The following is a 13,467-nucleotide window of genomic DNA, read 5'->3' as shown; positions in this document are numbered from 1 at the left end:
CACAAGTATCCCGGGGTCTGGGGCAGAGCCCCAGCCGGTTCCCAAGGGTGCCACCATCCTGATCATTGTGCCGCCACCCCTTCCAACTGGTCTTCCAAAGCATCCGCAGCCTCTTGCAGGGCAGCCAGCGTGTCCGCATCGGGGGACCAGTAATTACGATCATTGGCTTCCAGCAGGCGATTTGCCATGCGGCTGGACGCTGTAGGGTTCAGATCGGCAAGGCGCTGGCGCATCTCCGCATCCAGCACGAAGGTTTCCGAGAGGCGCTGGTAAACCCAGGCGTCGACCTGACCCGTCGTGGCCGACCATCCCAGCGTGTTGGTCACATGTGCCTCGATCTGGCGGACGCCTTCCGGCCCATGCTTGAGCAGCCCTTCGAAGAATTTCGGATTGAGGCTGCGCGCCCGGGTTTCCAGCGCCACCTGATCCCTGAGCGTACGGACCTTGCCGGCGCCCCGGGTCTGATCGCCAATGTAGACAGCCGCATCGGACCCCTTGGCGCGTTTCACCGCCCGGGCAATGCCGCCCAACGTGTCGAAGTAGTGATCAACGGTGGTCACGCCCAGCTCGACGGATTCCAGATTCTGATAGGCCACGTCCACCTCCGCCAGCGTCGCCTGCAGCAGGGCCGCATTGGCGGCAGCCTTGCCATCGGTGCCATAGGCGAAACTCTTGCGCGCCTCATAGGCGTCCGCCAATTCGTCCTCGTCACCAAAGGCAGAACTGTCCACCAGCCCGTTCACATTCGAGCCATAGGCGCCTTCGGCGTTCGAAAAAACCCGCAATGCGGCTTCTTCCATCGCGCAGCCGGTCTTCTCGACGTAAGCCAGCGCATGGGCGCGGATGTAATTCTGCTCGAGCGGTTCCTCGGCCGTGGCGCATCTCAGCGCGGCTTCAGCCAGCATCCGGGTCTGCAGGGGCAACAGGTCGCGGAAGATTCCCGACAGCGTCATGATCACGTCGACGCGCGGCCGTCCTAGCGTTTGCAGCGGGATCAGGTCCGCCCCGGAGATACGTCCGAAACTGTCGAACCGGGGAGCGCATCCCATCAGGGCCAGCGCCTGCGCAATGGGGCCGCCGTCAGACTTGATGTTGTCGCTGCCCCATAGAACCAATGCGACCGTTCGCGGCAGGCTGGCATGCGTGTCCAGCAAAAGCTGTGCCTGCCGCATCCCGTCCTGGCAGGCAAAGGCCGTGGGCATGCGGAACGGATCGAACGCATGAATATTGCGCCCCGTCGGCAGAATTTCCGGCGACCGGATCAGATCGCCCCCCGCGACCGGCGGGGTGAAATGCCCGGCAAGCGCTGCCATCAGCGCGTCGAGCTCGGTTTCCCGGGTCAACAGGTGATCCACGCGCGCCCGTGTCTCGTCATCCATATCCGGCAGCAGGCGCAGGTATTCGGCGCGCGCCGCGTCACTCAGCGGTTGGCCCACGACATGCAGCCCATCCGGGATCAAGGCGTCCTCGGTCTCCAGCAGGCGGATCCAGAGCGTGTCGGCAGGGACATCGGCCATATCGACGGCAGCCGCCTGCTCGGCAATCAGCGCTTCCAGTTCGGCGCGTTCCGGTGCGGCGGGATCGCTGGCTCGCCACCGGGTCAGGCTGTCCTTGAGTTCTGCCAGCCCTTTGTACAGCCCGGCGGTGGCCAGCGGGGGCGTCAGGTGACTGATGGTGACGGCATTGCTGCGGCGCTTGGCAAGGGTCGCCTCGGACGGGTTATTGGCGGCGTAAAGATAGATGTTCGGCATGTCGCCAATCAGGCGATCCGGCCAGTCGGCACCGCAGGGTCCGGCCTGTTTGCCGGGCATGAACTCCAGCGCGCCATGCATGCCGAAATGCAGCAGCACATCCGCCTTGAGGCTGTTCTTGAGCCACAGGTAGAAGGTCGCAAAAGCGTGTGTGGGGGCAAAGCCGCGTTCAAAGAGCAGCCGCATCGGATCACCCTCGTACCCGAACCCCGGTTGCAGCCCGACAAAGATCTTGCCGAACTGTTTACCCAGCACGAAGACGCCGCGCCCGTCCGACTGCACGCGCCCCGGCGCCGGACCCCACTGAGCTTCGATCTCGCCGAGCCACGGGGTGCCCGCCACGATCTCGTCGGCGCTGACATGGGCGGCGACATTCGCCTCCTGCCCGTATTGTGCCGCGGTACCCCCGAGGACTGCCGCGCGCAGCGCCTCGACGCTCGCGGGAACCTCGACATCGTAACCCTCGGAATCAAGGCGCGTTAACGTATTGAAAAGGCTTTCAAAAACACTAAGATAGGCGGCTGTGCCGGCAGCGCCCGCGTTCGGCGGAAACCCGAAAAGCACGATGCCGACCCTGCGCTCGAAGGTCGTGGATTTGCGCAGACGTGCCTGCCGCTCCGCCCGTGCAACAAGCGCCTCGATCCGCTCAGGGCAGGGGGCCATTGCCTTGGCCTGCGCGCTGGTTGTGCACGCCCTTTCGCACCCGCTGCACCCGGTATCGCCATGTCGCCCTGCAAAAACCGTGGGCGTGGTCGCACCGTCGAGTTCGGGCAGGGCGATCAGCATCGTGGTCTCGATGGGGCCAAGTCCCTGCGCGGAGGCGGACCATTGCTCCAGTGTCTGGAATTCCAGCGGATGCGCGGCGATATAGGGCACGTCCAGCGCCCTGAGCACTTCGATTGCCGCGGCATTGTCGTTATAGGCAGGGCCACCGACCAGCGAAAACCCGGTGAGCGAGACCAGCGCGTCGATTTTCACATCCTTGCCATCGCGAAAGTAGGCGTCGATGGCCGGTCGGCCATCGAGCCCCCCGGCGAAACCGGCCAGAACCCGGATTCCGCGCGCCTCGAACGCCCGGATGACCGCGTCATAATGCGCCGTATCCGATGACAGCACGTATGACCGCATCATCAGTAACCCGACGGTCATCGTGGCATCCTCTGGCGCGGGGATGGCCGCCGCATCGGTTGTGATGCGCCCGGGCAGGTCGGGATGATAGAGCCCCGCCTCCGGGTACTCGATGGGTGCGGCGGCTTCTTGCGCCAGATCCCAACCCGTATGCGTCGCATAACGATTGACGAGAAAGCGCACCATCGCCTCGACATTGTCGTCCGACCCTCCCAGCCAATACTGCATGGTCAGGAACCAGGCACGCAGATCCTGGCTCTTGCCGGGAATATACCTGAGGATCTTCGGCAACCGCCGCAGCAAAGCCATTTTTTGCGCGCCGGAAGAACTGGAAGGTTTCGAGGACCCGCGCAGACGCTTCATCAGCTTCATCGTACCCGACTGAGGCGCCATCATGTCCAGCGATCCCATGCGGGTCAGCTTTACGATGGCGGCATCGGCGATGACGCCAATCATCGCGTCACAGTGATCCCGACGGGCTTTCAGGGCGGGAAGAATACGCGTGATATGCTCTTCCAAAAACAACAGGTTGGCGATGATGATATCGCCGGTCTCAACGGCTTCCCGGGCGGCTTCGAAAGACCCGGGCGTTTCGCCCCATTCGGCGGCGGCATGGATCGACAGCGTCAGACCGGGGTAATCCTGAACCAGCCGGTCCATGGCCCGCATCGCGGGACCGGCGGCATGGCTGTCCAGCGTCAGGATCACGACACGGTAGCCGGGCAGACGCCCGTTTATGCCAAGATCATCGCGCATAGTGAGCCTTGGCCTCATACAGGGTTTCGACACTGATCCGCGCGACGCCCCGCTCACTGGCGAAGGTTTCGGTGTTGCGGCGGGCCTTGCCGCGGACAAAAAACGGGATCTTCTTCAACTCGCGTTCCGCATCCGCCAGCCAGATGATATCTGCCCCTGTCTTCTCTGGTTCCGAAATATCCCGGGGGGAAGGCGCAGCCTGGGGGGCTGGCCCCGCTGCCGCGCCCGGTCTTGGCGCATGGCCGCCGTGATGCGATGGTCCGGCGGCATCGTGGAATTCGAAATCGTCGCGGAACATGTGCAGCAGGTGCTCTTCCAGCCCCATGACCAGCGGATGGACCCAGGTGTCGAAGATCACATTGGCACCTTCGATCCCCATTTGCGGCGAATAGCGTGCCGGGAAATCCTGCACGTGCACCGGGGCGGAAATCACCGCGCAGGGAATGCCGAGCCGCTTGCCGATGTGGCGTTCCATCTGGGTGCCGAGGATCATTTCCGGTTGCAGGGCCTCGATCACGCGTTCGACTTCCAGGTAATCATCGGTGATGGTGGCCGCGACGCCATAGTCTTTGGCCAGGGCGCGGATGGGGCGGGCCATTTCGCGATTGTAGCACCCCATGCCGACCACCTCGAAGCCCATCTCGTCCCGGGCAATCCGGGCCGCGGCGGCCACATGTGTGCCATCGCCAAACAGAAACACGCGTTTGCCCGTCAGATAGGTACTGTCGACGGATTTCGAATACCACGGCAGGCGCAGGCGGCTGTCGTCCAGATACGGTGTGACGCCGGTGATCCCGGCGACTTCAGCCACGAAATCGCGCGTGGCACCGACACCGATGGGAACGATTGTGGTATAGGGCTGGTCCAGCTCCCGCGCCATCCAGCGTGCCGCCGTTTCGGCCGTTTCGGGATACATCAGCACGTTGAAATGTGCGGCCCCCATGCGGGCGATATCGGAAGGGCGCGCGGTCATCGGGGCCACGACATTCACGCTGACGCCCATGTCGGAAAGCAATGCCGTGATCTCGGTGATATCGTCGCGATGGCGGAAGCCCAGAGCGGTGGGACCGATCAGGTTACAGCTGATCCGGGCGGTGCGCGCCACCGGCTTTGCAAGCGTCCGTACGATCTGGAAGAAGGTCTCATCCGCGCCGAAGTTTTCCTTGCGCTGATAGCTTGGAAGCTCCAGCGGGATCACCGGTACCGGAATGTCCATGGTCTCGGCCATGCCACCGGGGTCGTCCTGAATAAGCTCCGCCGTGCAGGAGGCGCCGACGATCAGCGCTTCGGGCTGGAAGCGCGCATAGGCGTCCTGCAGCGACGTCTTGAAGAGATTGGCCGTGTCGGACCCCAGATCGCGCGCCTGAAACGTGGTGTAGGTCACCGGCGGGCGGTGGTTGCGCCGCTCGATCATGGTGAAGAGCAGATCCGCATAGGTATCGCCCTGCGGAGCATGCAGCACGTAATGCAGCCCCGTCATCCCGGTGGCGACGCGCATGGCCCCGACATGCGGCGGCCCTTCGTATGTCCACACCGTCAGCTTCACGCCGTGACCTCCAGATCGAGAAGCTCGGCGCGGCGCACCGGGCGGGAGAAGAGACCAGCCAGATCGCCCGCCTGTTCATAAAAATGTACCGGTGTGAATACGAGCTCGATCGCCCATTTTGTGGCAAGACCCTCGGCCTCCAGCGGATTGGCAAGGCCCAGCCCGCATACCGTCAGATCGGGGCGCGCATCGCGGCAACGATCAAGCTGCAGGTCGACATCCTGACCTTCGGACAGGGTCGGGCCCTGCGCAAGCATGTCGAGATCGGGCCCGACAATGCCCTTGTGAATGAAAGGCGCACCGACCTCGATGGCCTCCATCCCGCATTCGCGGGTCAGAAAGCGGGCCAGAGGGATCTCAAGCTGGCTGTCGGGAAAGAAGAAGATTGATTTACCGCGCAGGGCGTCCGAGGCCTGCGTGATCGCCTTGCGCGCCCGGGCACGGGGGGCTGCGGTGACACGCTCAAACGTGGCGTCATCCACGCCGAACTCATCCGCGATGGTGCGCAGCCAAGCGGTTGTGCCCTCCTCGCCAAAGGGAAACGGGGCGGGCAGGTGGCGCGCGCCACGACGTTCCAGCGCGGCGTGGGTGTCTCCCAGGAACGGCTGCGTCAGGGCAAACATCGTCTTGTCGCCAATACCCAGGCCGGTATCCGACCGCGGCGCGGGCAGAACCCTGATCGGGCCAATGCCCATATCCGCCAGCAGTGATATCGCCTGCTCTTCGACCACGTCCGGCAGGGCACCGACCAGCATCAACTGACGCTCATCTGTCTTCGGCAGAACCGGGACCATGGAGGCCAGGCAAGCATCTTCGCCTTGTGTGAAGGTTGTTTCGATACCCGAGCCGGAGAAATTCAGCACCCGCACCGAGGGCGCGTATCTTTCCGTCATCCGTTCGGCGGCGCGGCTGAGGTCGAGCTTGATCACTTCGGATGGGCAGGAACCAACAAGAAACAGCTGTTTGATGTCGGTGCGCCGCGCCAGCAGTTGATCCACGACCTTGTCGAGCTCTGACTGTGCGTCTGCCAGGCCGGCCAGGTCCGTTTCTTCGAGAATCGCCGTACCGAACCGGGGTTCGGCAAAAATCATCACCCCGGCGGCGGATTGCAGCAGATGAGCACAGGTCCGGCTGCCTACAACCAGAAAAAATGCGTCCTGCATCTTGCGATGCAGCCAGATGATGCCGGTCAGGCCGCAGAAAACCTCTCTTTGACCGCGCTGTTTCAGAATCGGTTCGTCGCGGCATCCGCCGGAGGTGGGTAGGCGCGGCAGCTCTGTCATGCCGGGGCCTCCCGTGGCGCATTCGGGGTGGCATTTGCCTGCAGCCGGGCGGCCCGCAACTTAAGCAGGAATTGCGCCGCATTGATCACGTAAGCGCCGTAGGCGGCGAGGGCGAGAATCATCAGCGAAACCGGATCAAGCGTATTGAAAATCAACGCCCAGAGATATGCCGTGTGCAGCGCGATCACCGCGAAGGAAAAGACGTCTTCCCAAAAGAAGGCGGGGGCGAAAAGATACTGACCGAAAACAACTTTTTCCCAGATCGCGCCGGTCACCATGATCAGATACAGCAGGCAGGTCTTGAGCACGATGGACGCGGTCGCAACCTCGTATCCTGAACCTGTCGCGAGGTATCGCAGAACCAGCGTCAGCGAGATCAGGAAAACCACGAATTGCAGGGGGGCCAGAATACCCTGAACGAGGGTCCAGATTGTTTGATCACGGCGCGCGCGTTCCTCGGCGGTATAAAGACCTGCCGGAGCCGATTTTCGAGCCTTTTGGCTGTACATCGCGCGGATAACCTCTCCCGATTTCTGTCATTGACGGTAGCGGCTATGGCTAAAAAGTGTCAACTGAAACTTACACACTTGCCCAGCCGAGTTGACACTCTGATCGGCGTTCTGGACCCCAATACAGGCCGAATATCTGCTGAAACACCTAGAATCTGGACTTACGGCCCTATTTTATGCCGCCTCTGCCGGGTGAATATGTCAATTTGATTTGACATTACGGCGGACTGGGCCGAGGCTTGGCGCATAAAACTGCATAGCGCGGGTTCCCGCCCGTCTGTCAAACCCAGCAATTTGCTCAGGTGGTGCCATGACGCAGCATGAACATTTGACGACACGCGGCCTTCAGCGTCATCGACCGGAACATGTCGATGCGTTTGCATCCACGGTAATCTCGGTGCTGCGTGACCGTCAGGTCGTCTGCAGCGATGGCGTGCGCCAGTTCGTTCTGGAGCATCTGGTGCGCGCAATTCTGGTGAGGGGTGAGTTCGACCCGCGCCTGGTCATGGAGGAGTTGCGCGGGCATCGGCTTTCAATTGACAAGATCATTGACCTGTATATTCCCAAGGCGGCCTGCGTTCTGGGCCAGAGCTGGGTGGATGACGATGTGTCATTTGCCGATGTCACCATTGGCGCGATGCGTTTGCAGTCGCTCCTTGGAGAGGCCTCCTCGCAGGGCGATCTGGACTTCGCCGCGGATGACCGTCGGTTGCACGCCCTTGTGGTTCTGCCGCAGTGCCAACAGCATTTTCTGGGCGTAAGCGTGGTTGCGGCGCAGCTGCGCCGTATCGGCTGCGAAGTCACCCAGTCTTTCGACGAGCCGCTGGGTGCGCTCAACGCCCGGTTGATGGAAGAGCGTCCTGACCTGATTTTGATCTCATGCGCCCGCCTGGAGACCCTTGAAACTGTCAGTGAGACAGTGCAAACCATTCGGGCAACCTTATCGACCGGCCCCGTTATCGCCCTGGGCGGCGGAGTTCTGGATGAAGTTGAGAATTTGAAAGAACGGACGGGCGTAGATATAGTGACCAATGACGCGAAAGATGTCGTATCCTTCTGTTCGAGGCGTAACAAGACGTTGCGACGATTATGACGACTGGCGGAAATAACTTCTGGAGCAGCGGGTCGGTTCCGCTCATCGAGCCAGAATTTTTAAGCAGCATTATCGGCGCTGCCTCCGACATCGCGCTTGTTGTTTCCGCCGAAGGCATCATTCTCAGCGTCGTTCTCAATGATCACAGTGAATCTTTTGGCAATCTCAAGCATTGGGAAGGTCGCCCGGTCGTGGATTTTCTCACGCGGGAAACAGCACCAAAATTCGAAAAGGCGCACGAGGCTTATCTGGCCGGAGAGGTGCCGAACAAATCGCTGGAACTGAACCACTACGATAACGCCGTCTGGCAGTATCCGGTACGTTACACGTTTCACCGGTTTGGTCAGGAGAACGCGGCGCTTTTGCTGGGCCGTGATCTGCGGCCGATTTCGGAGACGCAACAGCAGCTTGTTCAGGCGCAGATCGCCTTGGAGCAGGGGTATGAAACGCGGCGCGAGTTTGACGCCCGGTACCGCAGCCTTCTGGCCAGTGTTGATCAGGCGATTGTTTTCGTCTCGGTGCAGACCGGCCGCATCGAAGATGTGAATGAAGCCGCGGCATCTTTGCTTGGGATCAAGGCGGCGGCGCTGAAGGGCAGCGCCTTTGCGAATGCCTTTTCAGACCGCTCGACCGGAGAGTTGATCGAGAGCCTGATGAACGCCACCCTGTCGGAGGAGGACGGGCGCGTCACACTGCGCGCAACCCATTCCGGCCAATCCGTCGTTGTGAAACCCGTTGTTTTCCGGGCCGGGGGGCAGCGCATCTTACTGTGCCGTCTGGCGCAGGAGTCCGACATCGTCACCACCTCCGATGCTGCGGCGCTTCAGGCCCTGACCTTGTTCCGGTCGGGCAGCGACGCGATGGTGTTCATGACGGGCAAGGGCATTATCACCTCGGTCAACGAAAGCTTTCTGGACATCGTTGGCGCGGCTCACCTGTCGGACGTCGTGGGCCGCAGTTTTTCTGATTTTCTGGGGCGCGGGCGCATTGACCTTGATGTCCTGACCGATCAATCACAGCGTGTCGGGCCGATGCGTATTTACGCCACCAAACTCGTGAACGACCTCGGCGTACGGTTGTCGGTCGAGATCTCCGCCACGACTGTTTCGGATGCAGATGAGGTCGTCGTGGGCTGTGTTATCCGCGATGTCAGTCGTGTGGAATCCGCACGCGGCACATCGACTATTCCCAGTCATGCACCCTCCGAGCCCACGCGGAACGTGATGGATCTGGTGGGCTCGACATCGCTTAAGGATATCGTGGCCGAGACGACGGATGTTGTCGAAAAGATGTGTATCGAAACGGCGGTTGAACTGACCGGAAACAACCGTGTGGCCGCGGCAGAGATGCTGGGCCTGTCCCGTCAGAGCCTTTATGTGAAACTTCGCAAATACGGCTTGCTCAGCAAGAACAGCTGAAACGCGGGGGCCTTGAACGGTCCCTCTTGCACCGACTCAAAGTGTCAGCCATAGTTTACACATGTCTGTCACTCAGGTCATACAGTCGCGCCGTTTTCCTGAACCTGCAGCCGCGCTGCGACTTATCAAACCCATTACGTGGTTCCCGCCGATGTGGGCTTATCTCTGTGGCGCGATCTCCTCGGGGGCGGCGCCTTCTGGACATTGGTTCGTGGTCATTCTGGGTGTCATTCTGGCCGGACCGATCGTCTGCGGCATGAGTCAGGCCGCGAATGACTGGTGCGACAGACATGTGGACGCGATCAACGAGCCGGACCGGCCCATTCCCTCGGGCCGCATACCCGGTCGCTGGGGGCTGTGGATCGCCATCGCCATGACGGTATTATCCCTTGCTGTCGGGTGGCAGCTCGGACCCTGGGGGTTTGGTGCAACCATCCTCGGGGTGGTGGCCGCATGGGCCTATTCGGCGGAACCGGTCCGATTGAAACGCTCGGGTATCTGGGGTCCGGGGCTTGTGGGGCTGAGCTATGAAACCCTTCCCTGGTTCACCGGCGCGGCTGTTCTCAGCGCCGGGGCCCCGTCGATCGAGGTGGTGATGATTGCGCTGCTCTACGGTCTCGGAGCACATGGCATCATGACCCTCAATGATTTCAAGGCATTGGAAGGCGACCGGCAAACCGGGGTGAATTCCCTGCCCGTGGCGCTGGGGCCGGCCCGCGCGGCCCGCGTGGCGTGTACGGTCATGGCCGTGCCACAGGTGGCGGTAGTCGCGCTGCTGATGCTGTGGGACAGACCGCTGCACGCGGCGGCTGTGCTGGCTGTTCTCGGTGCGCAGGTCTGGGCGATGAGGGTCATGCTCAGGGACCCGAAAGCCAAGGCCCCGTGGTACAATGGCACAGGCGTTTTACTATATGTCAGCGGTATGATGATCGCGGCATTCGCATTGCGCGGGTTAGGGGGGTCGGGATGACCCTCAGCTGGTTGTCGATCATAAGGCTCGGCCTTGTCCAGATGTGTCTGGGCGCAATCGTCGTGCTGACCACCTCCACGCTAAACCGTCTGATGGTCGTGGAACTCGCGCTGCCAGCCGTGTTGCCGGGATTGCTGGTCGCGCTGCACTACGGCATTCAGATTACGCGTCCGAATTGGGGGTTCCTGTCAGATACCGGCGGCAACCGCACGCGGTGGATCATCGGCGGCATGGCGGCGCTGGCAGCAGGCGCGATGCTGGCAGCCTATGGCGTGATCGTGCTGGAAACAGGTTTCGTGGCCGGAATGGTCGTTTCGGTCATCGCATACGCCCTGATCGGTGTGGGCGTCGGGGCCTCGGGCACGTCGCTTCTGGCCCTGCTGGCCACCGCGACAGCCCCCGCCCGCCGGGCCGCCGCGGCGACAATAAGCTGGCTCATGATGATTGCGGGCATTGCAGTGACCGCCGGTGTCGTCGGCGCGCAGCTTGATCCTTACTCCGGCGCGTTGCTTCTGAAGATCGTGGCCATCGTCACCGGGGGCGCGCTGGCGCTGACCTGCCTGGCGATCTGGCGCATAGAAGCGGGCGTCGAGGCTCAGCCGCAGGCTGCGCAGATGCCGTTCCGCGAGGGCTTTTGGGAAATATGGGGCGAGCGCCACGCCCGCAACTTCACGCTTTTCGTGTTTTTGTCGATGACGGCGTATTTCATGCAGGAACTCATCCTGGAACCATACGCGGGGCTTGTGTTCGATTTCACGCCCGGGCAGTCGACCTCCCTGTCAGGGGCGCAAAACGGCGGCGTCTTCATGGGCATGGTTCTTGTTGGCGTGATGGCAACCGGCTTCAAGATCGGCAGCCTGCGCGCCTGGGTCGTCGGGGGCTGCGTCGGGTCGGCCGGCATGCTGGTCACACTTTCACTGATGGGACACCTCGGGGCAGGGGCGCCGCTAATGCCGGCGGTCGTGGGTCTGGGTTTCTTCAACGGAGTTTTCGCCGTGGCCGCGATCGGATCGATGATGGCGCTGGCCGGGCAGGGCAGGTCGTCCCGCGAGGGAACCCGCATGGGTCTGTGGGGCGCGGCGCAGGCGCTGGCCGCCGGATTCGGCGGGTTGGTGGGCGCGGCCATGGTGGACATCCTGCGCGCGGGCGCGACCAGCGACGCCGCCGCCTTCGGTTTTGTCTTTCTGATAGAGGCGGTGCTCTTTATCGCCGCCGCCGTTATGGCAATGCGGGTGATGGACCGGCCCGCCGTGCCGCATGAGATTTTGGTTCCGGGAGAATGAGACATGTATGATGTAGTCGTTGTCGGCGGTGGACCTTCTGGCGCCACGGCAGCCTTGGATCTTGTCAATTCTGGCCACAGCGTCGCGATGCTGGACAGGGACGGGCGGATCAAACCCTGCGGGGGTGCAATCCCGCCGCGGCTGATGCAGGACTTCGAGATCGGTGATGACCAGCTTGTGGCCAAGGTAAAAACCGCGCGGATGATTTCGCCAACCGGTCGGCACGTCGATATCCCGATTGAGAACGGTTTCGTCGGCATGGTCGACCGCAAGGATTTTGACCCCTTTCTGCGCACGCGTGCCAGCGCCGCCGGTGTCACATCGCTGACCGGTACCTTCCTTCGGATCGACCGGGAGGACGCGGGCACCTTCGTTGTCTACCGCGACAAGGCCACCGGCGAAGAGGCGCGTTTGCAGACAAAACTGGTGATTGGTGCCGATGGCGCACGTTCTAAAGTGGGGCGCGCGGAGGTGCCCGGCGGCGACAAGATTCCTTACGTGTTGGCCTATCACGAGATCATCAGGGCACCGGCCAAATCGGCCGTTTACGACCCTGTGCGTTGCGACGTGATTTACGATGGAGAGATTTCGCCGGATTTCTACGGCTGGATTTTCCCGCATGGCGACAGCGCCAGCGTGGGGATGGGGACCGAAGTATCCTCGGTCGATCTCAAGCAGGCGACCGCTGCCCTGCGCCAGTCCGCCGGGTTGACCGACTGTGAAACGTTGCGCCGCGAGGGGGCGCCGATCCCGCTCAGGCCGCTGGACCGCTGGGACAATGGCAAGGACGTGATACTCGCAGGCGATGCCGCCGGTGTCGTCGCCCCGTCGTCTGGTGAGGGCATTTATTACGCGATGGTCGGTGGCCGGGTTGCCGCAACGGCCTGTGCGGCCACGCTCGCATCCGGGCGAGCCAAGGATCTGCGGATCGCACGCGCGCTGTTCATGAAGGAACATAAAACCGTCTTTCGGGTGCTGGGGTCGATGCAGAACGCCTATTATCGCAGCGATGACCGGCGCGAACGTTTCGTGTCGCTTTGCCACGATATCGACGTTCAGCGCCTGACCTTCGAGGCGTATATGAACAAGAAGCTGGTCCGGGCCCGGCCCATGGCGCATCTGAAAATCGGCTTCAAGAACCTTGCACATCTGACCGGACTTGTGGCACCGACGCGCGTATGACGATCATGATCCCGGCCTGGGTGGATGGCACGCTGACACCGGTTGAAAAGCTTGAAGCGCATCTGAGAGGGCTGCGGCACAAGGCGGTGTCCGTGTTTGTGCTGCAGGGGGACGCCGTGCTGATGCAGCAGCGCGCGATGGGAAAATACCATACGCCTGGTCTCTGGACGAACACCTGCTGCACGCATCCGGCCTGGGACGAGCCACCTCTGGACTGTGCGGTGCGCCGTCTGGACGAAGAGATTGGCGTTACCGGGCTGCGCCCCGAGCATCGGCATCATCTTGAATACCGCGCAGATGTGGGCGGGGGTCTTACGGAACACGAAGTGGTCGATGTTTTCATAGCGGATGCCCCGGCCAAGCTGTCCATCACCCCCAATCCCGAAGAGGTGATGGCGGTGGAATGGGTGCGGTATGCGGACCTTCTGAAGCACGTGGCCCGGCAGCCGGAAATCTTCACGCCATGGCTCAGGATTTATCTCAGAGACCACGGCGAAACGATCTTTGGCGACCTCGCTACGGCGTCGGTTTCCTAGCCGGACCCGGCC

At 62.1% G+C, this 13,467-nt stretch carries 10 protein-coding genes; 6 read left to right on the top strand and 4 right to left on the bottom strand.

Going from position 1 to position 13,467, the window contains the following annotated elements:
* Positions 1 to 62 precede the first annotated feature (62 nt).
* The 4 genes from KX928_RS10895 to bchF are packed head-to-tail and all read right to left on the bottom strand — an operon-like array spanning position 63 to position 6,973.
* Positions 63 to 3,635 carry a magnesium chelatase subunit H gene (locus KX928_RS10895; protein ID WP_219501868.1) on the bottom strand — a complete coding sequence of 1,191 codons (3,573 nt, stop codon included), beginning with the start codon at positions 3,633 to 3,635 and terminating at the stop codon, positions 63 to 65.
* Complete coding sequence (bchB, locus tag KX928_RS10890) at positions 3,625 to 5,181, bottom strand: ferredoxin:protochlorophyllide reductase (ATP-dependent) subunit B (protein ID WP_219501866.1); 1,557 nt, start codon at positions 5,179 to 5,181, stop codon at positions 3,625 to 3,627. The genes KX928_RS10895 and bchB overlap by 11 nt, the downstream gene beginning before the upstream one ends.
* The gene (locus tag KX928_RS10885; RefSeq protein WP_219501864.1) at positions 5,178 to 6,464 is read right to left on the bottom strand and encodes a ferredoxin:protochlorophyllide reductase (ATP-dependent) subunit N; all 1,287 of its coding nucleotides are present in this window, start codon (positions 6,462 to 6,464) and stop codon (positions 5,178 to 5,180) included. The genes bchB and KX928_RS10885 overlap by 4 nt, the downstream gene beginning before the upstream one ends.
* The gene (bchF, locus tag KX928_RS10880; RefSeq protein ID WP_219501862.1) at positions 6,461 to 6,973 is read right to left on the bottom strand and encodes a 2-vinyl bacteriochlorophyllide hydratase; all 513 of its coding nucleotides are present in this window, start codon (positions 6,971 to 6,973) and stop codon (positions 6,461 to 6,463) included. Before bchF ends, KX928_RS10885 begins: the two co-directional genes overlap by 4 nt.
* Positions 6,974 to 7,283: 310 nt before the next feature.
* Here bchF and KX928_RS10875 point away from each other — a divergent pair, with 310 nt between their 5' ends.
* The 6 genes from KX928_RS10875 (at position 7,284) to idi (ending at position 13,455) form a co-directional block, all read left to right on the top strand.
* Positions 7,284 to 8,066 (top strand): cobalamin B12-binding domain-containing protein, encoded by a 783-nt coding sequence (locus KX928_RS10875; protein WP_219501860.1) that lies wholly within the window; start codon positions 7,284 to 7,286, stop codon positions 8,064 to 8,066.
* The gene (ppsR, locus tag KX928_RS10870) at positions 8,063 to 9,484 is read left to right on the top strand and encodes a transcriptional regulator PpsR (RefSeq protein WP_219501858.1); all 1,422 of its coding nucleotides are present in this window, start codon (positions 8,063 to 8,065) and stop codon (positions 9,482 to 9,484) included. The genes KX928_RS10875 and ppsR overlap by 4 nt, the downstream gene beginning before the upstream one ends.
* A gap of 61 nt (positions 9,485 to 9,545) precedes the next feature.
* Positions 9,546 to 10,454: a chlorophyll synthase ChlG gene (gene chlG, locus KX928_RS10865; RefSeq protein WP_219501856.1), complete on the top strand. Its 909-nt coding sequence runs from the start codon at positions 9,546 to 9,548 to the stop codon at positions 10,452 to 10,454.
* Entirely contained in the window at positions 10,451 to 11,737 is a 1,287-nt protein-coding gene (locus KX928_RS10860; RefSeq protein ID WP_219501854.1) for a BCD family MFS transporter, read from the top strand. Before chlG ends, KX928_RS10860 begins: the two co-directional genes overlap by 4 nt.
* A gap of 3 nt (positions 11,738 to 11,740) precedes the next feature.
* The gene (locus tag KX928_RS10855) at positions 11,741 to 12,919 is read left to right on the top strand and encodes a geranylgeranyl diphosphate reductase (RefSeq protein WP_219501852.1); all 1,179 of its coding nucleotides are present in this window, start codon (positions 11,741 to 11,743) and stop codon (positions 12,917 to 12,919) included.
* On the top strand, positions 12,916 to 13,455 hold the full coding sequence (idi, locus tag KX928_RS10850; RefSeq protein WP_219501849.1) for an isopentenyl-diphosphate delta-isomerase: 540 nt from the start codon (positions 12,916 to 12,918) through the stop codon (positions 13,453 to 13,455). The genes KX928_RS10855 and idi overlap by 4 nt, the downstream gene beginning before the upstream one ends.
* Positions 13,456 to 13,467 lie beyond the last annotated feature (12 nt).

This window comes from Roseobacter insulae, from assembly GCF_019375555.1.
Classification (GTDB): domain Bacteria; phylum Pseudomonadota; class Alphaproteobacteria; order Rhodobacterales; family Rhodobacteraceae; genus Roseobacter; species Roseobacter insulae.
This window is presented reverse-complemented; position numbering and strand designations above follow the sequence as displayed.

Excerpts from the sequence above, each read along its gene's own strand:
- KX928_RS10895 (WP_219501868.1), bottom strand. The coding sequence starts at position 3,635 with ATGCGCGATGATCTTGGCATAAACGGGCGTCTGCCCGGCTACCGTGTC.
- KX928_RS10885 (WP_219501864.1), bottom strand. The coding sequence starts at position 6,464 with ATGACAGAGCTGCCGCGCCTACCCACCTCCGGCGGATGCCGCGACGAA.
- bchF (WP_219501862.1), bottom strand. The coding sequence starts at position 6,973 with ATGTACAGCCAAAAGGCTCGAAAATCGGCTCCGGCAGGTCTTTATACC.
- KX928_RS10875 (WP_219501860.1), top strand. The coding sequence starts at position 7,284 with ATGACGCAGCATGAACATTTGACGACACGCGGCCTTCAGCGTCATCGA.
- ppsR (WP_219501858.1), top strand. The coding sequence starts at position 8,063 with ATGACGACTGGCGGAAATAACTTCTGGAGCAGCGGGTCGGTTCCGCTC.
- chlG (WP_219501856.1), top strand. The coding sequence starts at position 9,546 with ATGTCTGTCACTCAGGTCATACAGTCGCGCCGTTTTCCTGAACCTGCA.
- KX928_RS10860 (WP_219501854.1), top strand. The coding sequence starts at position 10,451 with ATGACCCTCAGCTGGTTGTCGATCATAAGGCTCGGCCTTGTCCAGATG.
- KX928_RS10855 (WP_219501852.1), top strand. The coding sequence starts at position 11,741 with ATGTATGATGTAGTCGTTGTCGGCGGTGGACCTTCTGGCGCCACGGCA.
- idi (WP_219501849.1), top strand. The coding sequence starts at position 12,916 with ATGACGATCATGATCCCGGCCTGGGTGGATGGCACGCTGACACCGGTT.